Annotated in this window: 26 protein-coding genes; 21 read left to right on the top strand and 5 right to left on the bottom strand. The window is 46.8% G+C overall.

Annotated elements, in window-relative coordinates; genetic code table 11:
• Positions 1 to 2: 2 nt before the first annotated feature.
• From E0496_RS30845 to E0496_RS30870, 6 genes are all read left to right on the top strand, one after another.
• Positions 3 to 2,930, top strand: a complete 2,928-nt coding sequence (locus E0496_RS30845) for a family 78 glycoside hydrolase catalytic domain (protein ID WP_241675047.1) — start codon at positions 3 to 5, stop codon at positions 2,928 to 2,930.
• 250 nt (positions 2,931 to 3,180) lie between these two features.
• Entirely contained in the window at positions 3,181 to 4,080 is a 900-nt protein-coding gene (locus E0496_RS30850; RefSeq protein ID WP_141505805.1) for a sugar phosphate isomerase/epimerase family protein, read from the top strand.
• A gap of 31 nt (positions 4,081 to 4,111) precedes the next feature.
• Positions 4,112 to 5,182, top strand: a complete 1,071-nt coding sequence (locus E0496_RS30855) for a galactitol-1-phosphate 5-dehydrogenase (RefSeq protein WP_141505806.1) — start codon at positions 4,112 to 4,114, stop codon at positions 5,180 to 5,182.
• Positions 5,182 to 6,219: a zinc-dependent dehydrogenase gene (locus tag E0496_RS30860; RefSeq protein WP_141505968.1), complete on the top strand. Its 1,038-nt coding sequence runs from the start codon at positions 5,182 to 5,184 to the stop codon at positions 6,217 to 6,219. Before E0496_RS30855 ends, E0496_RS30860 begins: the two co-directional genes overlap by 1 nt.
• Before the next feature lie 26 nt (positions 6,220 to 6,245).
• On the top strand, positions 6,246 to 6,911 hold the full coding sequence (rpe, locus tag E0496_RS30865) for a ribulose-phosphate 3-epimerase (protein WP_141505807.1): 666 nt from the start codon (positions 6,246 to 6,248) through the stop codon (positions 6,909 to 6,911).
• A gap of 119 nt (positions 6,912 to 7,030) precedes the next feature.
• Positions 7,031 to 8,167: a GntR family transcriptional regulator gene (locus tag E0496_RS30870; RefSeq protein WP_141505808.1), complete on the top strand. Its 1,137-nt coding sequence runs from the start codon at positions 7,031 to 7,033 to the stop codon at positions 8,165 to 8,167.
• Positions 8,168 to 8,281: 114 nt separating this feature from the next.
• On the opposite strand, the gene E0496_RS30875 is transcribed toward E0496_RS30870, so the two are convergent.
• From E0496_RS30875 to E0496_RS35770, 3 genes are read right to left on the bottom strand one after another with little or no spacing between them, the layout of a single operon-like run.
• The gene (locus E0496_RS30875) at positions 8,282 to 9,271 is read right to left on the bottom strand and encodes a zinc-binding dehydrogenase (RefSeq protein WP_141505809.1); all 990 of its coding nucleotides are present in this window, start codon (positions 9,269 to 9,271) and stop codon (positions 8,282 to 8,284) included.
• Positions 9,268 to 9,531 carry a hypothetical protein gene (locus tag E0496_RS30880; RefSeq protein ID WP_141505810.1) on the bottom strand — a complete coding sequence of 88 codons (264 nt, stop codon included), beginning with the start codon at positions 9,529 to 9,531 and terminating at the stop codon, positions 9,268 to 9,270. The genes E0496_RS30875 and E0496_RS30880 overlap by 4 nt, the downstream gene beginning before the upstream one ends.
• A complete protein-coding gene (locus E0496_RS35770; protein WP_161601648.1) occupies positions 9,528 to 9,692 on the bottom strand; it encodes a hypothetical protein in 165 nt (54 codons plus the stop codon). The genes E0496_RS30880 and E0496_RS35770 overlap by 4 nt, the downstream gene beginning before the upstream one ends.
• 385 nt (positions 9,693 to 10,077) lie before the next feature.
• Between E0496_RS35770 and E0496_RS37310 the strand changes: the two genes are divergently transcribed.
• The 4 genes from E0496_RS37310 (at position 10,078) to E0496_RS30900 (ending at position 14,044) form a co-directional block, all read left to right on the top strand.
• Positions 10,078 to 10,299, top strand: coding sequence for an AraC family ligand binding domain-containing protein (locus tag E0496_RS37310; RefSeq protein WP_421924799.1), 222 nt, complete (start codon positions 10,078 to 10,080; stop codon positions 10,297 to 10,299).
• 111 nt (positions 10,300 to 10,410) lie between these two features.
• Positions 10,411 to 11,121 (top strand): SGNH/GDSL hydrolase family protein, encoded by a 711-nt coding sequence (locus tag E0496_RS30890; RefSeq protein WP_161601650.1) that lies wholly within the window; start codon positions 10,411 to 10,413, stop codon positions 11,119 to 11,121.
• Positions 11,122 to 11,167: 46 nt separating this feature from the next.
• A complete protein-coding gene (locus tag E0496_RS30895; protein WP_141505812.1) occupies positions 11,168 to 12,568 on the top strand; it encodes a sialate O-acetylesterase in 1,401 nt (466 codons plus the stop codon).
• A 180-nt stretch (positions 12,569 to 12,748) separates the two neighbouring features.
• The gene (locus E0496_RS30900; RefSeq protein ID WP_141505813.1) at positions 12,749 to 14,044 is read left to right on the top strand and encodes an ABC transporter substrate-binding protein; all 1,296 of its coding nucleotides are present in this window, start codon (positions 12,749 to 12,751) and stop codon (positions 14,042 to 14,044) included.
• 84 nt (positions 14,045 to 14,128) lie between these two features.
• Here the strand turns inward: E0496_RS30900 and E0496_RS30905 are convergent, their stop codons facing one another.
• Positions 14,129 to 15,229 (bottom strand): coiled-coil domain-containing protein, encoded by a 1,101-nt coding sequence (locus E0496_RS30905; protein ID WP_141505814.1) that lies wholly within the window; start codon positions 15,227 to 15,229, stop codon positions 14,129 to 14,131.
• A gap of 78 nt (positions 15,230 to 15,307) precedes the next feature.
• On the opposite strand from E0496_RS30905, the gene E0496_RS30910 reads away from it, so the two are divergent.
• On the top strand, positions 15,308 to 16,465 hold the full coding sequence (locus E0496_RS30910; protein ID WP_161601651.1) for a class I SAM-dependent methyltransferase: 1,158 nt from the start codon (positions 15,308 to 15,310) through the stop codon (positions 16,463 to 16,465).
• A gap of 291 nt (positions 16,466 to 16,756) precedes the next feature.
• On the opposite strand, the gene E0496_RS30915 is transcribed toward E0496_RS30910, so the two are convergent.
• A complete protein-coding gene (locus E0496_RS30915) occupies positions 16,757 to 16,993 on the bottom strand; it encodes a DUF2626 domain-containing protein (protein ID WP_139997901.1) in 237 nt (78 codons plus the stop codon).
• Positions 16,994 to 17,270: 277 nt separating this feature from the next.
• On the opposite strand from E0496_RS30915, the gene E0496_RS30920 reads away from it, so the two are divergent.
• The 10 genes from E0496_RS30920 (at position 17,271) to ftsL (ending at position 25,733) form a co-directional block, all read left to right on the top strand.
• Entirely contained in the window at positions 17,271 to 17,921 is a 651-nt protein-coding gene (locus E0496_RS30920) for an RsfA family transcriptional regulator (protein ID WP_141505816.1), read from the top strand.
• Between the two features lie 179 nt (positions 17,922 to 18,100).
• The gene (locus E0496_RS30925; protein WP_141505817.1) at positions 18,101 to 19,087 is read left to right on the top strand and encodes a ketopantoate reductase family protein; all 987 of its coding nucleotides are present in this window, start codon (positions 18,101 to 18,103) and stop codon (positions 19,085 to 19,087) included.
• Positions 19,088 to 19,103: 16 nt separating this feature from the next.
• Positions 19,104 to 19,487, top strand: coding sequence for a DUF3397 domain-containing protein (locus tag E0496_RS30930; RefSeq protein ID WP_139997907.1), 384 nt, complete (start codon positions 19,104 to 19,106; stop codon positions 19,485 to 19,487).
• Between the two features lie 9 nt (positions 19,488 to 19,496).
• On the top strand, positions 19,497 to 19,646 hold the full coding sequence (locus tag E0496_RS36300) for a hypothetical protein (protein ID WP_206669919.1): 150 nt from the start codon (positions 19,497 to 19,499) through the stop codon (positions 19,644 to 19,646).
• Entirely contained in the window at positions 19,636 to 21,276 is a 1,641-nt protein-coding gene (gene bshC / locus E0496_RS30935; protein WP_141505818.1) for a bacillithiol biosynthesis cysteine-adding enzyme BshC, read from the top strand. Before E0496_RS36300 ends, bshC begins: the two co-directional genes overlap by 11 nt.
• 20 nt (positions 21,277 to 21,296) lie before the next feature.
• Entirely contained in the window at positions 21,297 to 22,562 is a 1,266-nt protein-coding gene (locus tag E0496_RS30940) for an adenosylhomocysteinase (protein WP_141505819.1), read from the top strand.
• 173 nt (positions 22,563 to 22,735) lie between these two features.
• Positions 22,736 to 23,752, top strand: coding sequence for a DUF4349 domain-containing protein (locus E0496_RS30945; RefSeq protein WP_141505820.1), 1,017 nt, complete (start codon positions 22,736 to 22,738; stop codon positions 23,750 to 23,752).
• A 146-nt stretch (positions 23,753 to 23,898) separates the two neighbouring features.
• Positions 23,899 to 24,336 carry a division/cell wall cluster transcriptional repressor MraZ gene (mraZ, locus tag E0496_RS30950; protein WP_139997927.1) on the top strand — a complete coding sequence of 146 codons (438 nt, stop codon included), beginning with the start codon at positions 23,899 to 23,901 and terminating at the stop codon, positions 24,334 to 24,336.
• Positions 24,337 to 24,366: 30 nt separating this feature from the next.
• A complete protein-coding gene (gene rsmH / locus E0496_RS30955) occupies positions 24,367 to 25,317 on the top strand; it encodes a 16S rRNA (cytosine(1402)-N(4))-methyltransferase RsmH (protein ID WP_141505821.1) in 951 nt (316 codons plus the stop codon).
• Between the two features lie 23 nt (positions 25,318 to 25,340).
• Complete coding sequence (gene ftsL, locus E0496_RS30960; RefSeq protein WP_241675059.1) at positions 25,341 to 25,733, top strand: cell division protein FtsL; 393 nt, start codon at positions 25,341 to 25,343, stop codon at positions 25,731 to 25,733.
• The last annotated feature ends 2 nt before the right edge of the window (positions 25,734 to 25,735 follow it).

The following is a 25,735-nucleotide window of genomic DNA, read 5'->3' on the forward strand; positions in this document are numbered from 1 at the left end:
GGATGGGGACTAGAACAATGATGACGATGAATTGGCAAGCCAAGTGGATTTGGGGAGAGGGGGACGAAAGTCCTCGCAATGAATGGAGATGCTTCCGTAAAACATTCGACGTATCGGCTGTAACAGAGTCTCTCTCAGGCGCAAAACTAAGAATTACGGCTGATTCACGATATGTTCTATACGTAAATGGAACGAGGCTTGGGCGTGGACCTGTTCGCTCATGGCCGAACGAGCAGTCCTATGATACGTACGAAGTTAGTCATCTTCTAAAGGCTGGCGAAGAAAATACGATTGCTGTGCTCGTCATGCACTTCGGGTTGTCGACGTTCTACTATGTAAGGGGAAGGGGAGGTTTGTTGGTTGAGCTTAATGATGCGGATGGGGAAGTCGTCGTCTCGACCGATACGACTTGGCTGACTTCGCGTCATCTTGGACAGCATCCACGAGCACCGCGAATGTCGGTTCAGCAAGCATTCTCCGAATACGTTGATGCCACAGCATGGGATTCATCATGGATGGAGCTGGCAGATAACAATACGGGATGGACGAATGCGATCGCCCTTGGTTCGGTCGGTATGGCGCCTTGGACGACGCTTAAGTCCAGGGATATCCCGATGCTGACGGACGAGACAGTATACCCTGTGCGGGTGGAGTCATTGGCGAAGGTGAGATCGTTCCATGCGACAACAGCGATTGATGTTCGGAATGCGCTGAACGACGGCAGTGAGGACCATGCGAATAGGTTGGAATTCACGGGATTCCTGATGACTGCAATTCGAGCAAAATGTGCGGGTGCAGTAACGCTTGGTTTCCTGCAAGGGGGAGAATGCTTTCGCGAGCTGTCCGTTAATGGTGAATTGGTCACCGAGGACCGGATATATGGAACCATTCCCGAACGATATATGGATGTTAACCTGAACGAAGGGGATAACCTGCTCATCATCGATGTATCTGGCAGCCTCCACGCCGGCAAGCTGCAGCTCGGCATATACGGAGAAGAAAGCGGGGAATTGTCATTCGTTGCCCCTTTAGAACTGCAAGCTGATCATTCTGTTTCCACCTTCTTCCGAATCGGTCCATTCGATGCTATCATTCCGATTGATCATCAGCCCGTTCGTGCGCTCGATTGGACACATCCGACCTATCTTGAATTTCTCGGCGCGCTGAAACGACCGGAGGACTTGGAGCGGTACGGAAATTGGATAAGCCCCATTGATCCGAAGTACGTGTCAGAGGTCGATGTGTTCGCACTAAGTGTTTGGCGTAAAGAAAACGTGAAATTTGCAATCCCCGCACAGCTTCAGAATGCTATCATTCCGAATACTGAGGCAGGTATCGTGCCCTTATTTGAAGGCTGCGATACCGAGGTGCTGTTCGATCTGGGCAAGGAGTATTCGGGGTATCTATCATTCGAAGTCGAGGCGGAAGCGGGAACGGTACTTGATTGGTACGGATTTGAATACCTATCTGGACAATATCGACAGGATACGTTCGATCTAGATCATACGCTTCGTTACGTATGCCATGAAGGCAGGCAAGTGTATGAGACGCCTATTCGCCGTGGCTTCCGTTACTTGGCGTTGACGGTGCGCGGGGCAAAGGTACCGGTGAGTATTTATGGCGTGACCTTCATTCAAAGCAACTATCCGATGGCTGAGATTGGGCGGTTTGAATGCTCCGACGTGCTTCTGAACGATATCTGGGAAATTAGCCGGCATACGACAAAGCTGTGCATGGAAGACACATTCGTTGATTGCCCGGCGTATGAGCAAACGTTCTGGGTCGGTGACAGTCGGAACGAAGCGCTTGTCAGCAATTACTTGTATGGGGTGCAGGATATTCTGAAGCGTTGCTTACGACTTGTCCCAGGCTCCAAGCACCAATCGCCGCTCTATGCGAACCAAGTGCCGAGCGGATGGAGCAGCGTGATTCCGAATTGGACGTTCTTCTGGGCGATCGCTTGTGCGGAATATTACGAGCAAACCGGGGATGAAGCGTTCGCGGTGGAGATGTATGACGCGATTCGGTACACGGCGGAGCATTATTTGCTCAAGATTGACGAACGCGGCTTGTTTAATGTAGAGGGCTGGAACATGCTTGATTGGTCGCCAATTGACCAGCCGAACGACGGTATTGTCACGCACCAGAACATGTTTTTGGTTCAGACGTTACGCGTCGCTGCACAGATGGGGAGGATTGCGAAGGATGAGGGGGGCGCTGCGAAATTCGACGCAGCGGCTAACGATCTTGCGAGTGCAATTAATGAGCAACTGTGGGATGAAGAGAAGAAGGCGTATATCGATTGCATCCATGCGGATGGTCGTCGCTCCGATAGCCTTAGCATACATTCGCAGGTTGTAGCCTCACTTACGGGAGTCGCTCAGGGAGAACGCAAGCAGATTATCGATGCTTATCTCGTTCAACCTCCTGAACACTTTGTGCAAATTGGTAGTCCGTTTATGTCCTTCTTCTATTATGAAGCGTTGGCCAAGCTGGGTGAGGTTCGTCTCATCTTGGACGATATCCGCCAACACTATGGCATGATGATCCGTCATGGCGCGACTACGTGCTGGGAGCAATATCCGAATTTCCTCGAGAATCGGGCTAATCCGGATATGCTAACGCGCAGTCACTGTCATGCGTGGTCGTCTGCCCCAGCCTATTTCTTGGGTCGTGAGTTACTTGGCGTGAGGAGCTTGACGACGGGCTGGACCGAAGTTGAAATTGCACCTGTTCCATGCGGACTAACATGGGCGAAGGGCAGTGTTCCGCACCCAGCAGGAGGTCGGATTGATGTTTCATGGACCGCTGATGAGCGTAGCCGGACGATTCAACTGCACGTGTCCTATCCGGGAGGGATGATGGCGCGTATACGGTTGCCGGAAGGCTATACCGGTTCAATCACGGAAATGAAGCTGGAAATTTTATAAGCTTAGCTGTGATTTAAATGAAGAGAGGCTCCAAGGCTGCAATTGTCTTGGAGTCTCTTTTTTCGTTTTGATACTTGTGCTGGCCTTCTCCGAGATTCCAACGCTTGGCGAATTTTCTTGCCGAGAAGCGGGCGTAGCCAATAATCATTATTTTATTTGAAATACCCCCTTGAATGTATCAGTGACACATAATAGTATTAAATGTATCAGTAAATATTAATTAGAATCAATCGATCAGAGGAGTGTCGGAATGGCCAATTTAAAGCTGGGAATCAATCTTGGTTTTGCAATCAACAAGTATATTGAGCCTGAAGTGTGGACGCGTATTGTAGCTGAAGATTTAGGGATCAAATACGTTCAATTCGTTGCCGATCTGTTGAACGTCTTTCTACCGCCCGACATTGTGGACCGCCAGGTGGAGAGGATTAATACATGTACACAAAAGCATGATCTTGCAATTACGAGTACGTTTACAAGTGCATTCACGCGTGTTAATCACTTCATGCATCCGGATGCAGATACCCGCAAAGCTTGGCTGAATTGGTTTAAGAGATTCGCAGACATCTCTGTTCAGATGGGAGCGAGAACGACAGGCAGCCACTTCGGCATACTAACCTTTGCTGATTATGACGATGTTCGGCGCAGGGAATATATCATCGAAGAAGGGATCAAGAATTGGCAGGAGCTTAGCTGGTACTGTAAGGAGCTCGGCATGGAATATTTGAATTTCGAGCCGATGTCTATTCCGCGTGAAATGGCGAATACGGTCGAGGACACAAAGGAACTGCTAGCGCGATTAAACGATGGTGCCGGAATTCCGTTCAAGGTATGTCTGGACGTGGGGCACGCTCCCCATCCGAATGATCGTGATCCATACCGGTGGGTTAGGGAGCTTGGCAGCGTTTCGCCAATCATCCATATCCAGCAAACCGAGAAGGACCACAGTCGGCATTGGCCATTCACGGAAGAATACAATAAGCTCGGCATTATCCATGGTGAGCTATTAATTGAAGCCATTGAACAATCGGGTGCAACCGAGGCGGAAATTATTTTCGAGCTTTCCCATCGGGAAGCGTGGTCAACTGAATTCAGAATTATCCAGGATCACATAGAGTCGGTAAACTACTGGCGCCAATTTATTAAGAACTAAGCAGCACGGATATCAGATTGGAGGAGAAAGGATGAAGGGCTGCGTACTGCACGGACTCGGGGATTTACGCGTGGAGGAAGTCGATACTCCCACGCCTAAAGAGGGTGAAGTGCTTCTGCAGATCAAAGCATGCGGGGTTTGCGGATCCGACATTCCGCGGGTATTCACCAAGGGAACCTACCGTTTCCCGACCATACCCGGGCATGAATTCTCAGGTCTAGTCGTACAAGCGGGAGAAGGCGTTGATCCCAGCTGGATTGGAAGAAGAGCAGCAGTCTTTCCTTTGCTGCCTTGTCGCAAATGCGCTTCTTGCGAAATTGGCGAATTCGCCCAGTGCGAGGACTACGATTACATGGGTTCGCGGCGAGATGGTGCTTTTGCGGAATTCATCTGCATCCCGATATGGAATTTGGTCGCTGCGCCCGATACGTTGTCTTATGAGGAATTGGCTATGGTTGAGCCGGCGGCAGTAGCCGTTCATGCTTTGCGGCAAGCTGGAATTGGCATTGGCGATCAGGTTCTGATCAGCGGAGCTGGTCCGATCGGCATGATGCTGGCCTTGTGGGCCAGAGCCTGGGGGGCATCCCGTGTATTGCTCGCGGATATTGATCCGGCTAAGCTTGATTTCGCCGTAGGTCAAGGGTTCCCGGATGTATACAATCCCTTGCAAGGCGACATTAAGAAGTGGGTATACGGGCTGACGGGACGAGGCGTAGATATATCGGTAGAAGGAGCCGGAAGCCCGGTTTCATGGGAGAATTGTCTAAAGTCAACCCGGAACTTTGGTAAGGTGGTGCTGATGGGCAATCCAGCCGGGGGGATGAGCCTGACGCAAGATGGCTATTGGGAGATTCTCCGCAAGCAGCTGACAATAAGCGGTACTTGGAATTCCTCCTATTCGGATATTCCAAGGAACGAGTGGAAGCTAGCCGTCGATTATATGGCAGCGGGCAAGCTGGATGTGAAGCCCCTCATTAGCCATAAGGTTGCGCTTGAGGGGATCTATGAGGGAATGGTTATGATGCGTGACCGTAAAGGCTTCTTTAACAAAGTCATGTATGTGAATGCTAACGAATTAATAAAGGTGGAGAAGGATAAATGATGAAAGCAGCTGTTTTAGAGCAATTAGAGCAAATGGTCGTAAAGGAAGTGGAGAGACCATCCATAGATGGTGATAGTATTCTAATGAAGGTCGAGGCTGTAGGCATTTGCGGTTCGGATATTCGGATATTCCGCCATGGGAACAACAGGGTGACGCTTCCGCAAGTGCTGGGGCATGAAGCTGCAGGGCGAATCGTTGAACTAGGCTCAAATGTAAACAAATTCAAAATTGGAGATCGAATTTCTCTAGGTGCGGACGTACCCTGCGGGGAATGTATCTTCTGCGAGGCTGGAATCGGCAACAATTGCCAGATCAACTACGCTATGGGCTACCAATTCGCGGGCAGCTTCGCAGAATATGTGCTTCTGAACAAGACGATGGTGAATTACGGTCCGATCCACAAGATCCCGGATCATATCTCCTATGAGGAGGCCGCTCTGGCCGAACCGCTTGCTTGCGTTCTAAATGCCTTGGAGCTATCGAATATTAAGCTGGGGGATTCTGTCGTTGTCATCGGTGCAGGTCCTATCGGCTGCATGATTATAGAGATTGCGAAGCTGATGGGTGCCACGAAGGTGATCCTCGTGCAACGTTCCAGACCCCGATTGGAGATGGCTAAGCAGTTTGGTGCTCATGCTTATATCTGTTCGTCCGAGGAGAACGCCATTGAACGGGTATTGGAGGAAACGGGCGGACTCGGAGCAGATGTGGTCATTACTTCAAACCCGTCGCCGGAAGCACAGGTAGATGCGATCTATATGGCGAAAAATCGCGCAAGGGTGAACTTCTTCGGCGGTCTGCCTAAGGGGAAATCGATGGTTACGCTAGATACCAATATTATTCATTACAAAGAGTTGTTCGTTCATGGGGCGCATGGTTCCTTGCCTGCACATCATCAGAAAGCCATTGATTTAATAGGCTCCGGCGTCATCGATATGAAGCGTTATATCTCTCATCGTTATCCCCTTGATGAGATCAACCAAGCGATAAGCGCGGCAGAAGATCATGTCGGGATGCGGGTTATTGTGCAACCGTAAGCTTTAATAACTAAGGAGGTGCAGGTATGGGAGGCAGAATATCGCCGTCGATCATGTGCGCAGATTTCAGAAATTTGGAGACAACGATAAGAGCCTTAGAGCGAGCCCGTGTTGATTATTTGCACGTGGACATCATGGATGGCAGCTTCGTGCCTAATTTTACGCTCGGCCCAGACTTTATGAACAGTGTCAGAGAGATGACGGACATTCCGCTCGATATTCACCTGATGATCAACCGGCCAGAGGATTTTCTTCCGATCTTCGCGATTCGTCCCGGTGATATCGTATCGGTCCATCAGGAAGCCACTATTCATCTGCAACGAACGCTTCAGCAAATTAAGGACAAGGGGGCGAAAGTTTCGGTCGCACTAAATCCTTCCACGCCAATTTATACGCTAGACGATATTCTCGACGATATCGATATCGTATTGATTATGACGGTTAATCCGGGATTCGCTGGCCAGAAGCTTGTCCCTGCCACTCTAGGAAAGATCCATAAATTGAAGCAATATCTTCAACAATCCGGCCATTCGCATATCGAGATTGAAGTAGATGGCAACGTTAGCTGTGAAAATGCGCAAAAGATGCGCTTGGCGGGTGCGGATATATTCGTGGCAGGCACCTCGAGTATTTTTAAGAAGGATCAGGATTTATACGAATTGACGGAGAAGTTCCGCGAGTATATTGCGTGAGGTGAAATGCGTATTTGAAAAGCGGATACGCGGACAAATTACTGTAATGGCGTTGATTAGTCGATCCAGATGCATTATGTTAGTATCAGTGATACATTGCTGATGAAGGATGAGCGGATATGAACAAAAACATAAAGGAACAGCTGACTAAAGGACCAATCGCGTTATATGAGCAAATGCGGCAGAAGGTAATGGCTTTAATTGTGGAGAGACAACTGAAGCCCCATGACCCGGTTCCGTCAGAGGGAGAGCTTGCCGATCTGTTTGGCGTAAGCCGAAGAACAAGCAAGCAGGCGCTCGAGCTTCTCGCCAAGGAAGGTATTCTCTATCGCTTGCCTCGGAGAGGGACTTTCCTCTCCGAGAATTCGGAGACGATGCTTAAAGCTGCCGCTCTGTCAGGAATGTCGCTGGTGCCCCAGCAAGCGGTCGTCATTGTTGTTCCTATGCTGGATGAGTTTATTGGTTTGGCCGTTACTGCGTTCCTGCAGGAGGGGGCTTTCCATGGTTGGGAAGTACTCATCCGAGTGACGGGTAACGATCTTGAGCAAGAGGACGCAATTCTACGGGAGATTAGCAGCGGGGGAAGAGTACGCGGTATTGTGCTATTTCCGGGCGAGCGGAGGATGTGCGGGCAAGAGGTGTTACGGCTGCACCTGAACGATTTTCCGGTCGTTATTATCGACCGGGTGTTTCGTGAAGTGGACATTACGGCGATCTACCATGATCATTTCTTGGGAGCGTACGAGATGACCAATTATTTAATCGACAAAGGTCACCGTAATGTGGGTTTTATTTCTGAGCCTATTACGGGCATTATGAGTAGGGAAGACCGCTATTATGGATATATTCAAGCTCAGCTTGATGCCGAGATCCCCTTTATGATCAATGCCATCATCTCGGATTGGGATAACGAACAAAAGGATTCTAGCAGATTGGCTCGTTTTTTTGAGCAGAACCCAAACATGACGGCTCTATTCTGTTCGAATGATTTAGTCGCGATACAAGTGATGAATATATCCGAAGCATTAGGCCGTAAAATTCCGGAAGACTTATCCGTAGTCGGGTTTACAGACCTGATGATTTCCAGAGTGGGTAGAGTTTCGCTAACGACCGTAATGAAATCTCCAGAACAATTAGGCAAAAAAGCTTTCGGTTTACTCCTTCAGAAGATGGCCTCAGAGGGTAGCAGAATTGAAAGCGTTAAGCTTCCTACTCAGATTATTGAACGTGGAAGTGTTCGGCAAGTGATATTGTAAACAACAAACCCGCCAATGCAACATGGCGGGTTTGTTGTTTGTGTAGCTATAAATACAATTGCTTATGGAATCAGCCAGATCGATCAGCATGGCCATTGCATTGGCTGCTACCTATTATATCCAATCTAAAATAACGCCAAGCTTCGCCTGTTTCGAATCCAATAGTAAATCCCATGCTTCCTTAGCCTGTTCGACAGGAAAGCGATGAGTAACAAGCGATGTGGTTTGAAGCCAACCTTCTGCGATTCCTCGCAAAGTCTCATCCATAGCTTCTTGGCTCCAGCCGGATGGACAATGCAAGGTGACCTGTTTGGTACGCAGCATTTGGATATCAATCCGGCCATCCTCACCGAGAAACCCAGCCGAAACTAAGTGACAGCCGTACTGCGCGAATGAAATTAATTCGGTTACCGTTGCTAATGATCCCACCGTATCCACAATGATCGAGATTGTATCCCTGACATCCTGAAGGGCTTCTTTAATCGAAGATACTTTCGTATTTACTTTATGAATACCTTTTGGAAGCAGATCCAAGCGGTCATGATGTCTACCAAGTACAATGACATGAGCCCCGCGATGCATTAGCGTTTGGGCAGCCCATTGCCCAATCATTCCATCTCCAATGACGACTGCATAATCGCCTTTTTTAACGGGTGGACACATGCCACAGTTGTAACCAACCTGAGTTAATACGAGCCCTGAATAAGCAATAGGATCAGCTTCAGCCGGTAGCTTCCATACTTGGCTTTCATGGGTGACAGCAGGACTGACATGTCCTCCAGTAGAATAAAACATTCCATTAACCTTACTGATTGTAGCAAAGACTTGATCGTCAACTGCAAAGCCTTGCACATCTTTTCCCAGTGAAGTGATTATGCCAACCTTCTGATACCCTGCTACTTGTGGAAAAGGAAGCGGATCACCATCCCTGAACGGTGTTTCCCCATCTATTCTCTCGCCTCGGAGAAAAGAGGACTCCGTTCCATTGCTAATCCAAGAATGCTCGATGTCTATCATAACCTCATCATCCTGTAGATCGGGAATGCTGACATCTTGATAGGCTACCTTCAGTATTTCGGTAAAAACGACCCCTTTCCCTATCATAGGGATTTACCTTTAACGGAAGCTTCGTTGAAGTCTTCTTGAGGGTGGAAATAAACCTTAATCGCTTTTTGCTCTCTTAGCAGCTGCACGGCTCCGTCATATTTAGTAAAGGAACCATGATGGGTTTGGAGGCACTCCATGTTTAAGTCTTTATCCACGACCAGATCGATCAACAAATCATGATCTCTTTGAACAAGTCCTCGATATTTGTAAGACTCCAGCTTAAAGCCTTTAAACCATAAATGGTCGGCGTATTTCAATTCCCTCGTAATACGCCAAAAATAACGATATGCTCCTCTACGAAGTTGAATAGATTTTGCACGGAAGGTGCTGCTCCTACACAGTCGTAGCCAAGGTCGAACTTTTCAACGGTCAAATCGCTAACTAGCTTGGCTTCAGTAAATCCTCTTCTTTTAAGCAAACATATTGCGCATAAGCACCTGGAGCATCCCCAATATGTTCTAGCGCCGCAACACGATCACCCACTTTAAATTTACGGATCCCACTTCCAATTTCCAACTTCATTGTAAGTAATATAGCCTTTGAAGTATTTATTAAATCTTACTTGAATTGACGTAAACAGCTGTTAAATTCTACTTATTCAATATCTATATAGACTTTTTATTTATATAATATTTCACTGTTTCAGAATATTCACTTGAAAAAGGTATACAAGCAATTCGGTTTTAACTAATGTTAGGCGTAAAGAAGTATATGGAACAGGGAGGTGGGATGAAATGAGGTTATAAAATTATGGTAAGGTCTATCATGATTTTACAATTACACCTGATTACAAAACGAGTGGCATACATCCTACCCAAGAATTGCTTTATCTTGCTTCTGGTTCTTTCCAACTGCATTGGCTAGGTGAACAATACGAAGTCTCATCTTCTTCTTTATTTATTTTGAAGCCCGATACCTCTCATGATTTAATCATCCACTCCAAAAAAACTGTTTTTTGGTATATCGAATTAACGGGTAATAGCGGAGAATTCAAACGAAAAACAGGCCTAAGTCCAACGAACTGACGAAAGCAGAAACCATCATAGGAATAGATAATATTATGTAAATACTTCCCTACTCCATTGAGGTAGACTGATCCTGATTTAAGATTAGATAACTAAGGGAGTATGCCATTTATGAGTAAACATGAATTCCCACGGCTTCATCAACGGTTGAAGGATAAGTCCGAGAATCCAGGAGCAAGAACGGTGATATATGTTGCCATAGGGGACAGTGTCACCCAAGGATGCCTAGGCCCGAATGAAATTGAGCATGAACAAGTCTATCATGAGCTTTTGCGTCGTCGAGTAGAAAAACATTACCCTGAAGCTAATTTTAATGTCATTAATTCAGGTGTCGGCGGGGATACAGCGGAGCAATCCAGAACACGTTGGGAGCGTGATGTCCTCTTATACAAGCCAGATTTAGTAACGATCTGCTTTGGTCTCAACGATTGTCATAGGGGCGAAGCAGGAATAGAAACATATATTACAGCTATTGGTGACCTCATTAATCGAATACGGATGGAGACAGAAGCAGAAATACTTATCTTATCTACGATTATGATGCTCAAAAAAGATAATCCAAACGTCCCAGACCTTTATCAAGCTATGGTTCCTGATTTTATCCACCTATATGAAGAGGGGACCTTATTAAAATATAACCATGCGCTTCGCAGCTATGCTGCTGATCATGCTATACCTTTGCTTGATGTATATGCGATCTGGGAGCAGATGGATCAAGAAGGCGTTGATATTCATACCCGCTTGTCGAATGGAATCAATCATCCGGATATTGCCTTTCATCACCAGTTGTCTGCTCAGCTTGAAGCTAGGCTGCTCGAGTAACTTATTGTATGATCGAGGGCTTTATTAAAAGGAGCTGAGTATTTAAATGGCGCAAATAGGTGTAATCATTAAACAAGGCCCTCAGCATTGGGCGATTATTCAGCAGGAAAAAGGTTTTGGAAGCATAGCTTTATCAGGCGTTTGGGCGGGTATGATCGATCGGGTAATCAACCACGCTCAGGTTTTAGCTCGAATCGTTAATGAAGCGGATGGTAGAATAGTCGTCCCTTGGCGGCCTTGTAGGATGCAAGAGGGGCAGGCTTGGGAGATAGCCTTGGATGAGATTCCAGCAGGAGGATTATATCGACTTGAAACCTGTCTGCAAATTGATAACCATCCGGCTTTGGAATGGGCTGCTCGAGGGGATATGATCCACCATATCGGAGTGGGAGATATCTGGGTTATAGCTGGGCAAAGTAATGCTGCTGGATATGGCAAAGGTCCTATTCAAGATGCGCCACAGTTGGGAATTCATTTGCAACGACATAACGGGATATGGGATTTGGCATCCCATCCGTTTAACGAATCTACAGCTTCTATCCACTATGAGAATAGAGAATTTGCTAATCCAGGCCATTCCCCGTTTCTAGCTTTTGGTAAAATGATACAGGAAAAAACGAGTCGCCCAATTGGATTTTTGCAAACCGCATTTGGTGGATCACCTTTAAAGGCTTGGAATCCAGATGAGGATGGTTTCTTATATCGCCATATGATGAAAATCATTGCATCCGCAGGGGGCAAAGTTCGCGGTATTTTATGGTATCAGGGCTGTTCGGATTGCAATCCTGAGGAATCCTCCAGCTACTCGGTACGTTTCGAGAAGATGGTTAAGCATATTCATCGAGATCTGAACGCAACGGATTTGCCTATATTAACGGTTCAGCTTAATCGATGCACGGATGTTGCTACCATAGAGGGTAATCAATCATGGGGAAGAGTGAGGGAAGCCCAGCGGCAAGCCGCACTTACCATTCCGGAAGTGTACACGGTTCCTGCCTTGGATTGTCCCTTGTCAGACACCATACATAACAGTCCTGCTGGAAATGTAATCATTGGTGAGAGATTGGCTAAGGTTGCATTAGCTCATCTCTATTCAAATGCGCTTGAATCTGCAGCCGCCCCAAATCTATCCTCCGTTGTTTGGCTGCATGAAGGAAAGATTCCAAGTATTTGCTTGAAGTTTGACAATGTGTCTGGTTATCTTATTGCCATTTGCCCGACGGATAAAGTGTTCTCTGTTGAAGATGCAAACGGAGAAATTGAGTTGATTCAGTGGGAAATAACGGCACGCAATGAGATCACACTGCGCTTATCTAGGTCTCCTGAAGGTGATACTTTCATTCATGGTGCTTATGAAATGAATCCTTCCAGTCATTTGCCGTTAGATACGGGCACTTATATGCCGATGCTTGCCTTTTATAAACAGCAAGTACAGTTAGCTGAGTAATAGCTTTTATCTATTTAAGTTCATTTTATAGTCGCCAAATACACATGTTTTTCAGTGGCCTCCAGAGATGAGGGGCTTTTTTTTCGCATTTAAGCTCAAGATCAAAAGGTTCATTTGGACAAAGCGGGAATTTATTGTTATCCTATTTTTAGTAGATTTAAGGATGAAAGGAAGAAAGCTGTGACTCCCAGAAAATATGTGCCTTTTTTTGTTGGCATGTTGCTGTTGGCAGCGTTGTTGCTGATCCCCTTTTCCAGAAATACGAATCAGGTCAGTATCGGCAAGCCGGACGGGAAGACCAGCGTTCAGCCCGCGCCTGGCAAGCTCATCGTTGATCAGTCCGCTCCTATTCATGTAAACGTTTCCTTACCGGAAGCGCAGTTTGAGCAGCTCAAGGAATTGAACCGGAATTTTATAATGAAATATCCCCATATCCAAGTGGAGCTTGCCAATGAGCCAGTCAAGAGCGCGGCATATGAATCATGGGAGCTGCAGAGCCAGCAAGGGGAAGGCGCCGATATTTTGCTGCTGGACAGCAGCTGGATTAAGACGTTTGCTGTACGAGGATACCTTAAACCGGTGGACAGTATGATGACAGGCGATATTTTATCCGATCAATTAGCCGGTCTGCTGGAGCCGCTCAAATGGAACGGTTATTTGTGGGGGGTACCCAGGGATGTCAATCCCTATGTCATTGTCTGGAACAAGCTGCTGTTGGAGGAAGCGGGATTAACTGAGCCTCCAGCGGATTGGAAGGCTTATCAGGAAGTTGCAGCGAAAGTGGTTGCGATTCATCCGGAAGCGAGTATTCTCAATTGGAGTACAGGGGATTTGCAGCAGCAGCTGATTTGGTTAAAAGCATTTCAGCAAGGTTCTTCACGCCTGCTGAGCATTATGCCTTTGGATGAATTTCAAATCACGCAGCTTGCTTGGCTGCAAACGATGGAGTCGCATATTAGCAGTTTAGCTTTAGGGGTAATTCATCCGTTGAACGCAGCTTTTCAGGATATGCGTTTATTAGCTGCAGTCATGCCTTGGACAAATTATGAGCTTCTGAGCGAAAGCATACGCAGCAAGCTGACGGTTGACCAGGACCATATTTCATTTCCTTGGTTAAACAGCCGGAGTTATGCGATTTCATCGAATAGCGATTCTGAAGAAGAAGCCATCTTATGGATTCAGGAGATGACGGATGCGAACAATCAACAACTCCAGTATAACGATGCAGGGGAGCTGCCAACCAGAGCATCCTTATATTCTTTGAATAGCTCCATTCAAGTTGATCAGGTACTCTTGCCGCCTGCTTGGTGGAAAAATGTACTCAATACAAAACCATCCGAATCTGAATTTCTACCAGCCGATCCAAGATGGATCAAGAAATGGCATTTCCGAGAGCAAATGTGGAAGCAGTATTCGGAAGGCCCTGCATTCCGATTGACTGATTACCTGGAATCGCTTGCCTTAAACGGAGAATAAAGAAGAGCCTAACCACCCCGAGTGGAATAGGCTCTTCTTTCAAAATATAGGACTTTAATTGTTTCTTCTTGTGAGAAGAGAAAGTTATAGCTTGAGCTGGAGTTTAATCGTAAGCTCACCGTCCTTGATCTCGACTGCATTTGCTTTCAGGAATGAAACGATCAGATCGGGATAAAAGCCTAAATCAAATTCTTCTTCCAGCGCTCGGCTAGTCGTGTCTGGAAGCGAGAATCCATTGAATATAAGTTCATCGACATGGAAGAGAATCGCGTTTTTGGGGTCATTTTCAATCGTATAATGTCCAGTAATCTTAATTTCCATATTGTCGCTTTTACCTTGGGCAATGATTTTATCGTCCTTGAAAGTAAATGCGAAGTTGTTGAAAATATCGTTTTGCTCGCGCAAAAACGAATTCAAATCATCTTCAGGCACCCGAATGGTGTAATTAAACCCTTTAATTTCGAGCAGCTGTTTGTTATCCTGTACCCAGGATGGTAAGTTCTTCATAGCCTTCGATAAGGCGCGAAAATATTGTTTGACTTCGTTAATGCCTGCGGTTTCCCAATAAGAGGTAAGCTCGTTCATCAATATACGGATTCGGTCAGCATCTGATCGTCCAGAGAGCTGTGCATCAAGCTGTTGTTCGAGCGCCAGTACCCGTTTTTTTTGCGTTTGAAGCTGCTCCTCAATGGCGTTAAGCTCCGCTTGGCGGGTCTGCAGCTGTTCATAACCTTGCTTGACCTTTCGATATTGCCCAACGTATGTATTCAAGGTATCTTTGTCATGAGTAAGAATAATTTCGGCGTAATCCAGCATTTGAAACAGCTCGGATAAGGAATTAAAGGACAATAGCGCTTGAAGTAAAAAATCTCTGTCTCCCATATAATAGGCGCGAAGAACATTTCCCGCTTCTTCCTGCTTGTCCGATATTTGCTGTTCCTGCAGCAGCAGCTGCTTCTCTGTATCTGTCATGGTAAGCATAAGTTCCTGCTTTTGCGCAGAAATTCGGCTAATTTCCTTATCAATTTCCACAACGGATAGGCTTTTTTCAAGCAGTGAATGCATTTCCTCTTCATCGGTTGGCAAGGGCTCTGCCCATACGGGAAGCCGAATCAGCAGTAACGCGATCAGAAGCATAGCTGTGGCTGCTGCGGATATACGATTGCGCTTGGCTGTCCATGTCAACGGCATCGTCCTCCTCAGCATTCATTTTATGCGGCAATCCATTCTATTATATCTTACATTTGGAAAAGGATGAACCTTATGACGAAGGAAAATGCACTTACAGCGGCATTAGCAATAAAGATATCCGCTTCCTCTTTATATGGCTGGTATGAGGATAGGGCTGGAAGACATAGAACGGTGCCATGTATCACCTTTCGTGACTTCATGGACGCCTGTTTGTACGACGTGAAATTCGGCTATTATCGTTCAGGTCCTGTTCGTGTAGGCAAGGCAGGTGACTTCTACACGAGTTCTGCCATTGGAGATGTGCTTGCGCAAGTTCTTGCAAAGTTCGCACTGGACTATGCGCAGGAAATAGGAGAACCGCAGGGCTTCATTGAATGGGGAGCGGGAACGGGAAGACTCTCAGCGCAAATTGCTGAAGCTGGCTGCAGGCAAAGTATAGATTGGGGCCGTAAATTTCGCAGTATTCTGATTGAGGATCACCCGGCACATCAGCAAGAAGCAAAGAAAAAGTTTTCGGAGTCCGGAAATCTGTGTGAACTTCATGTGCAAATCATGTCTTCAGAGGAAGCCTGGAAGTCTGAGTGGCTGCAAAAACCATCGTTAATTCTTGCCAATGAGCTTATAGATGCTTTTCCCGTACACCGCATTCAAAAGGTAAATGATCAATTAATGGAGATCGGGGTAGCACATAGTAAAGAGTTGGGTTTTTATGAAGTAAACTTGCCTCTAACCGATGATCGGATTTATGAATGGCTAATTCGTGATGGTATTGAGATGAATGACGGACAGCAAACGGAGATTCATGCCGATGCTTCATCGTTCTTAAGACAGCTGGGGACAGTTGTGAAAAAGGGAAGGCTGGTTCTTATTGATTATGGACATGAATCCGTCGAATATGCAGCAGAGCACCGGATGATGGGAACGCTTATGTGTTATTGGCGGCACCAAGCAGGTGGATCTCCGTATAAACAGATCGGGGAGCAGGATATTACTTCGCATGTTCCTTTTACATTTATCAGGCATGAAGCGGAGAAAAGCGGCTGGCAGGTAAGCAGCTATGCTACCCAAAAACAATTTTTAATGGAGCACGGCGTGCTGGAACTTCTGCAGAATCATAGCAGCGCCGATCCTTTTAGTGAGGCAGCGCGGTCTAATCGTGCTATCAGGCAGCTATTGCTTAGTGATCAAATGAGCGAATCGTTTAAAGTAATGGTGCTGGATAAAAAGTAGCTGGAACCAAAAACGGTACCGTCCTAGTTAAGGGCGGTACCGTTTTTGAAATATAGGAAAGTATATCATTGCGCTATCCCTTCTCTACATTTCTCGGAATGAAACGCGCTGCGCCGCCAAAGGATGGCGCAGCCGTTTCACCTTGGTTGTTTAAACCTTGCTTATGTATGCGTGTGACGTATACATTTTAAGGCAATCGGTGAGCAGGCTGCTTGTCCTGATTAGAAGCAAGCGCTGATCACGTTTCGCTTTGTATTTTGCTTGCCATGGCGTATTTCTTTGTTGCCTTGGTTAGAAAGGCAAGCCCATCTTGAAGACCGACCAGTACGTGAAACCCACGAATGAAATGATCATATATCCCCAGAACATTACAATGTAAGTTCTTTCGGAGAAATTCAAGTAGCCTAGAAATACGAAAGCTACGGCTTGCGCGAAAAACAAAAGCGCAAATTCCGTCATATGGCCTGCAAAAGCCATTAGTCCGATTACCAGGGTCCAAAAGCCAAGTACCCGATACATGCGTGCCATGATAACATCCCCCTTTCGCTGCGACCCGATTTTCTAATGATCATTATAACGTTTGGTGAAATAAGTGTAAACTAAAAACCTTGACGAAATCATAATTTTTTTGTTTAAAGACCGACAATGCACACTGTGCTTGAATATAGTTTGCTCAAATATAACGGTTAACATGTATGAGCAAGCGAAAATTTGGTTATACAAATTAGTATCCAATAGATTCTATGAACTCTACCAAGGGCATAGAGATAAAGTAAGCGCCTTTACGTTAGGAGGTTTTTGTTGCATGACAGCAGTTAGACAAGATGCGTGGAGTCCGGACGATGATTTAATACTCGCCGAGGTTACACTACGCCATATTCGCGAAGGTAGTACACAGCTTGCAGCTTTTGAGGAAGTAGGAGAGAGGATTGGCCGGACATCCGCAGCCTGTGGATTTCGGTGGAACAGTTGTGTTCGCAAAAGGTACGAGGATGCAATACAAATCGCTAAGCAGCAGCGTCAGAAACGTAATTATTTAAAGAAACAGACGATTGTCGCGACACCTCATGTATCATCGATTGCTGTGTTTGAGACCGATGATCGCGGATTGAGACAAGAAAGCAATTCGATCGAGGAAGGCTTGTCGGTAGATGCTGTTATTCGTTTTCTTAGAGGTTGGAAGACGACCTATCAGGATTTAGCTCGTCAAATCAAATGGTTCGAGAAGGAATTGAAAGAAAAAGATGATGAGCTTTATCGCTTGAGAGATCAGAATGAGAGATTGTCCAAAGAGGTTAACAATGTCCAGACGGACTACCGCGCAGTAAACGATGACTACAAGACGCTGATCCAGATCATGGACCGCGCACGGAGACTGACGGTACTCACAAGCGACGACGAAGCAAAACCGAGATTCAAGATGGACGCGAACGGCAATTTGGAACGTATTGAATAAGTTATACCGATTGCAAAAAGAGAGGCAGGCCTTTTGAAAAGGCCAGCCTCTTTTTTTGCGTTTGAATGAATTGCTGAAAGTGCATGACAAGCATCGCATTTATTTGTTGCTATGTTTTCGGCACATTTGATACGATAATTAAAAATGGACAACCATTATAGGCTTGCAAGGAGGAACATGTGAGAATCGATGTAGTTGGAGCAGGATCGATAGGACTACTCTATGGAGGAAGGCTGGCTGAAGCTGGTGCCGACGTGACGGTCTGGACGCGAACCGAGGCGCAAGCAGAGAGGATTGCAGGTTCAGGCATTCGTCTTCGTGAGCTCGGTGAAGAGAATGAGCGGATCATTCCGTTGAAAAGCGGCTGGATTGGACAGGCTTCCTCAATCAAAAACTCAGGATTGGCATGCGAAAAGGGAGATAACTACCGGTGGATCTGGCTGACGGTCAAGCAAACGGACATTAATGATGAGCTTATAGCAGCGCTTAAAATCATGGCATCGGGCAGCGAACGAACGGCTGTTGTATGTTTGCAGAACGGTATCGGCCATTTGGAGCGAATAAAGCAAGAGCTTCCGGCCATCCCGCTATTTGCAGCGGTTACAACAGAAGGGGCTAAACGGTTAGATATGCGCTCGGTTGAGCACACGGGCCGAGGGCAGCTATGGCTAGGCGAATGGGAGGATAATGCACGCTTTCCGGAGGCATGGCATGATTTGTCACAGCAATTGTTGATTTCTATGCTGCAAACGGCAGGATTTTCCTCTAATCTGTCGAATGAGTTGAATAATCGTATTTTTAATAAATTGCTTATTAATTCAGTCATCAATCCGTTGACAGCTCTTTTTGATGTAGAAAACGGAGAGCTACCCAATCATCCGAATAGGGAGATGCTGATGCGTTCGCTCTATATCGAAACGGAGCAGGTGCTTGTGACAGCGGGGATGCGCGCGCCCGAAGACGGGTGGCAGCTCATTCTAGATGTGTGCCAGCAAACCAGCCGCAATATTTCCTCCATGCTAAGCGATGTACGTGCAGGAAGAATAACAGAAATCGATGCCATCAACGGCGGTGTTGTGAGGCTGGCTAAGAGGCACAGTCTGCAAGCGCCGCTCAACCAAGCAATTGCTGAACTCGTGCAAGCGCTGCATCCTAAGCAGAAGTAGGGGGTAATGAAGAAAGATGGAGTTCATCAAGCATCTGTATGCTTATATGGCGGTCCTTCCAATCATACCTTTCGCAATCATATTATTTGGTTACGGGGCATACATTCAGGATCGGAAGAAAGCCTTCCGGTTAGCCATGGATATTACAACAGCATTATTGATCGGCTGCGTAGCGGTGTTGTTCGACGATTTATTCAAAAGCAACTTCGGTCTCTACGGCATCATGTTGTTTATGCTGCTTGGAGGAGGACTCCTCGGAAATGCACAATTTCGCAAGCGGGGAGCGGTAGATGTCAAAAAAGTTTTTCGGACGATATGGCGGCTTAGCTTCTTCACGATGAGCTTGCTGTATATCCTGTTTATGTTTATCGGAATCGGAAGAATGGTGTTTACTGTCTGACTCCGCCAAATGAGCCAAACGTCTCTCCTATGCAGAGGCGTTTTTGCTTTGACGGACGGCTTCTCCTTTGTGTACAATTATGGAGCTAAGTTTATTTATATCAAAGTCGTTGATGACGACTATAAAGCGGGAGGTTGCAGGCTGCGCTATGAGAGATGAAAACTATGCAATGAAAAGCGCTCAGCCTTTGACAGAGGCTTATATACATCGCACTGATGAACGTGCTGAAGCTTTGTACGGCTATCATGCGGGAGCCAAGCAGGATTGGGAAAGACGGTTTAAACGGTTGCAGGAAAGCGCTCATGTGCGGGCAGAGGCAACTGAGGCAGCGAGCGTGCTTCGCACATACAATGAGAAGGCGGATGCAGCTCCAGAAGTATTTGCATCCATTTCTGCGATTGCGGAAGGAGCGCCTGTTGTTATCGGAGGCCAGCAAGCAGGCTTATGGACCGGACCGCTGCTCGTCATACATAAAGCCGTATCCATTATTGGTGCTGCAAGATCGGCGAGTGAGCAGCTTGGACAAAAAGTTGTGCCTGTGTTCTGGATTGCGGGTGAGGATCATGACTGGGACGAGGCTAATCATGCCTATGTACTGACTGCAGAACAAGAGCTGCGCAAGCTTTCCCTTGCCCGGCCGGAAGGGCCCCGCACGTCAGTCAGCCGCACGGAAGTAACCTCTGAAGATTGGGCGCAGTTGCTCGCTGAACTCGAACAAGCGCTTCCGTCCTCTGAATTTAAGCCGGTGATGCTTGAGGAATTGCGCAAAATGTCGGAGAATGCACAATCGCTATCCGATTTTTTCGCCATGCTGCTCAGCCATTTGTTCGGCAGCCACGGCCTTGTGCTGCTTGATTCAGATCATGAGAGCATTCGCCGCTTGGAGTCGCCTATGTTCAAACGCATCATTGAGCGGAATGACGACTTGGAGAAGGCTTATGCTGCCTCAGCTGCTAAAGTAAAGGAGCTTGGTTATGAGCTGCAGGCGGACGTAACACCTGGAAGCGCGAACCTGTTTCTTTTTCAATCATCCAATGGCAATGAAAGAACGCTTCTCCATAAAAAGGACGGCCGTTATGAGGATCGCAAAGGTCAAGTGTCCCTTACCGAGGAAGAGCTGCTCAGGATTGCACAGGTTGAGCCACAGCAACTGAGCAATAATGTGTTGACCAGACCACTCATGCAGGATTATTTGTTTCCGGTTCTGGCAACCGTACTCGGCCCCGGCGAAATTGCGTATTGGGCGCTGACTGGAGAGGCCTTCCGTACCCTTGATATGGAAATGCCTATCATTGTTCCGCGCATGTCCTATACCTTAATTGAAGGAACCGTAGCCAAACATATGAGCAAGTATGAGCTTTCTTTTGCAGATGTGATGGAGCGCTTTGAGGAGCGCAAGGCTTCTTGGCTAAAGGAGCAAGACGGATTATCGATTGAACAACAGTTTGGCGAGGCAAGGGATGCTTTCGAAGAGCTCTACAAGCCGCTGCTTGCGCTCGCAGCATCCGTTCAGCCATCTCTCTCCAAGCTCGGAGATACCAATCTGCAGAAGATCGTGGAACAGATCAATTATATGGGCTCCAAGACGGTGGATGCTTTTAATAAGCAGTTTGAAGCTTCGACACGTCAGCTTGACCGCATTCATCTATCGATTCAGCCGTTAGGAAAGCCGCAGGAACGCGTAATGAATATGGCGGCCTACTGGAACCGGTATAGCTTAAATTGGCTGGATTCCCTGCTGGAGGCGCCTTATAGCCGAACAGGCGGTCATGAAATTGTATATTTATAAAAATACAGGAGGTTTTTACGATGAGTACAGCAGATAAAAGCATTGTCGCCGATATGTCGTTGGCGCCCGAAGGGCGTTTGAAAATTGATTGGGTTGCAGCACACATGCCGGTTTTGAATACGATTCGCAAGCAATTCGAAAAGGATCAGCCTTTTAAAGGATTAAAGGTGACCATTGCGCTTCACTTGGAAGCGAAAACGGCCTATTTGGCTAAGGTCGTCAAAGCCGGCGGCGCGGATGTAACGATTACGGGCAGTAATCCGCTATCGACACAGGATGATGTATGTGCTGCGCTAGTGGAAGACGGCATTACTGTTTATGCGAAATACAATCCAAGTGCGGAAGAGTTTAAGGCATTAAATGTTAAAGCGCTGGAGTGGAAGCCTGATCTCATTATTGATGATGGTGGAGATCTTGCGACTATTCTGAACTCGGAGCATCCGGAATTTGGTGAAAATCTTCGCGGCGGTGCGGAAGAAACGACAACGGGTATCATTCGGCTTAAAGCCATGGAGAAGGATGGTTCTCTGAAATTCCCAATGGTTGCAGTTAATGATGCTTATTGCAAGCACTTGTTCGATAACCGATATGGTACCGGACAATCGGTATGGGACGGCATAAACCGAACGACTAATCTGATGGTTGCCGGCAAAACCGTTGTAGTGGTCGGTTATGGTTGGTGCGGCAAAGGTGTTGCGATGCGTGCCAAAGGATTAGGTGCAAACGTTGTTGTCACTGAAATTGATGCCATCAAGGCTGTTGAAGCTTATATGGATGGATTTGCTGTAATGCCGATGATTGAAGCGGCCAAAGTTGGTGAGTTTTTCGTTACCGTTACTGGAAACCGGGATGTTATTCGCGGTGAGCACTACGAGGTAATGAAAGACGGAGCAGTTATTTCCAATGCGGGCCACTTTGACGTGGAGGCTAACAAGCCAGAGCTTACGGCTTTGTCAGCAAGCGTGCGTACGGTCCGCCGCAATATTGAGGAATATAAGCTAAAGGATGGACGCAGCATTTATTTGCTGGCTGAAGGACGTCTGGTTAACTTGGCTGCTGGCGACGGACACCCAGCAGAGATTATGGATATGACGTTCGCGCTGCAAGCGGTCGCACTGCGTTATGTGAACGAACAGTACCAGTCCATTGGCGCGAAGGTCGTTAATGTTCCTTATGAGCTTGATGAGCAGGTCGCAAGATTGAAGCTCCAATCGCTGGGCTTTGGCATCGACAAGCTGACAGAGGAGCAAATCGCATATTTAGACAGCTGGAAAGAAACGGAATAAATATGGAATAAAGCAGATCATAGGTAGTACAGAAAGAAGCCGCGAGCAATCGCGGCTTCTTTCTGTACTATAAGACTTTATAGGTTTCACGCTATAAAGTATTCTTCTATTGGATATGTAACCTTTTATTCCCAGACGGCGTCTATAGGGAAAATGAACAGGGGGAGATATTCATGTATAAACAAAAAAAACAGAAAAAAGCACTGGCAGTTTGGGCCGTCGTTGTCGTTATATTGGGCTTGCTTGCAGGCTGCTCATCCGCAAACAGCGATTCAGCCAATTCCAAGCCTTTATCTGATCAATTCAGAGAGGAAGCAGATGGAACGGTTGCGACTGAAGCTTCTGTTGCTGAAAACGGGAGTGAGGTTCCACAAGAGGTAAATGTAGAGGCATTAAGTTTTTCAATTGCAGCTACAGCGGGAGGAGGCTTTGCTGCGGATACGGCAGTTGTTTCCGAAGAATGGAATCAGAAAATTATTTATACCGCCTCACTGAATATGCAAGTAGCTCTTCTGGCCGAAGCCGCGACCGAGCTGCGCAATGCCATTCATCAGAGCGGTGGCTATATTTTACAATTTCAAGATACCAGAAACGAAGGAGAAATCGGCTCAACCTATACCATCAAGGTTCCAGCTGACGGTTTTATGTCATTCATTGACCGTATTGAGCAAATTAAGCATAAAGACTTCGAACGTAAGATTGGCGGCAAGGACGTATCGGAGGAATATGTAGATCTAGAGTCGAGGCTAAAAGCGAAGCAGCTTGTGGAAACAAGGTTGTTAACGCTGATGGAAAAGGCGGGTAAGGCCGATGATTTACTCAAGTTCTCCCAGCAGCTCGCGAGCGTTCAGGAGGAAATCGAGCAGATTAAAGGGCGAATCCGTTATTTGGACAAAAATGTCGCTTTCTCTACGGTGGAACTGCGGATGTACCAAACGGAGCAAACCCTAATCGATGCTGGTGGGGAAAAGAAACATCTAGGCGGAAAAATGGCTGAGGCGATCAGCGGCAGCACAAAGGTCGTTTGGGAAACGCTTAAGCTTCTTCTCATTGTGATTGCCGGAGCTGTTCCAATAATCGCCGTGCTTGCTGTAATTGCTGTTCCCGCTATTTGGCTGGCAAAACGGAATAAGAAGGGGAGAACTGTTAAGCTGCCGGAACAGGACGAGGAGCAGCCGCCCACCCTTTAATTATTAATAATCATTAATACTATGAAATATTTTAGAAAAATCCTGCTCTAAGAGCAGGATTTTTATTTTAGGTGGCGAACTACTGTATCTTAGTGGGGAAAAGTGGGGCAAAGTGGTGGAGATAGGGGAAGGGGTGGGGCGAACTCATGTTTATGGGTGAATATCAACATAGCATTGATGACAAAGGCCGCATCATTATTCCTTCGAAATTCCGTGAATCACTTGGCGCTTCGTTTATCGCAACACGCGGATTAGATAATTGCTTGTTTGTGTATCCCATGAGCGAGTGGAGTGTTTTGGAGCAAAAGCTCAAATCATTGCCTCTTATGAAATCCGACGCACGCGCGTTTACCCGGTTTTTCTTTTCTGGGGCAACCGAATGTGAGCTGGATAAACAGGGAAGGGTAAACATACCCAGCCATCTGCGCGAATATGCGAAGCTGGACAAAGATTGCATGGTGCTCGGGGTATCCGGTCGCGTTGAGATTTGGAGCAAGCAGACATGGGATGGCTACTATGAGCAGTCGGAGCAAACCTTTAACGAAATCGCTGAGAAACTCGTCGATTTTGATTTCAACTTCTAGAATGGACAACAAGAATGGGGGGGCTGAGGCGTGTTTCAGCATATTACAGTGCTATTGGAAGAAGCAGTTGACGGTTTGGCTATTAAGCCGGACGGCATTTACGTCGATTGTACACTTGGAGGAGCTGGCCACAGCGAGCTGATTGCATCTAGGCTTGGCGAAGGAGGGCGGCTAATCGCATTCGATCAGGATGACTGGGCGCTGGATAATGCTCGCGTGAAGCTGGCTCCATATATGGATAAAGTAACACTGGTCAGAAGCAATTTCCGCGATTTAGAGCAGGAGCTTCGGGGCTGCGATGTTCCAATGGAGGACGGCATTCCGCAGGTAGACGGCATTTTGTTCGATCTGGGTGTCTCCAGTCCGCAGCTTGACGAGGCAGAGCGTGGTTTCAGCTATAACCACGATGCGCCGCTCGATATGAGGATGGATCGGGAGGGCGATTTAACGGCTCACGAAATCATCAATACTTGGGATGAACGAGACATTTCCCGTATTTTGGATCGCTACGGTGAGGAGAAATTTGCGCGTTCTATTGCGCGTAATATTATAAAAGCAAGAGAAAAAGCACCAATCGAGAAAACCGGTGAACTTGCCGAGCTAATCAAAATGTCCATTCCTGCCGCTACAAGGCGCACAGGCGGTCATCCCGCCAAACGTTCGTTCCAAGCGCTTCGTATTGCAGTAAACGATGAGCTTGGTGCCGAAGAAGAGGCGCTTGAACAGACGATTCGATGTTTGAAGCCTGGGGGACGAGCCTCAGTGATTACATTTCATTCGCTTGAGGATCGCATTTGTAAGCAAATGTTTGTGAAGTTTGTGGAGAAATGTACGTGTCCGCCTGACTTTCCACTATGTGTATGTGGAAACGCTGGCAAAGTGAAACTGGTTAATCGCAAGCCCATAGTTCCGTCGGAGAGAGAGTTGGAGCTTAATCCACGTGCACGGTCGGCAAAGCTTAGAGTCGCAGAAAAATTGTAAGAGGGGGATTTGAATTGGCGTATGTGAATGGCAATTTAGCGCTGCAACCTAAGCGTAAGCAGGATCAACAACCGGTAATTAAAGAAACAAAACGATTGGTAAAAACACGTAAATCCTTACCCGTCCAAGAAAAGCTATTGTATATGTTTACCGTACTAATGTGCGTTGTAGTCGCTGGTGTCATTATTTTCCGCTACGCGCAAATCTACGATATGAATGTTGAAATTAAACAATTGAATAGTCAATATCAGACGATGAACATTGAAATGGAAGATTTGAAGAAACAAGTGGAAATGCTTAGCGATCCGGAACGGATTCGCAAGTTGGCTGAGAGCCAAGGAATGGTTAGCGTGCTGGAAGGCGGCATTACAGTGAATACCGGTGACAGCGAATTGAAATCGGCTATGCGTGAATAAGG

Origin of the sequence: Paenibacillus luteus (genome assembly GCF_006542765.1) — a bacterium.
In the GTDB taxonomy this organism is placed as follows: Bacteria; Bacillota; Bacilli; order Paenibacillales; family Paenibacillaceae; genus Pristimantibacillus; species Pristimantibacillus luteus.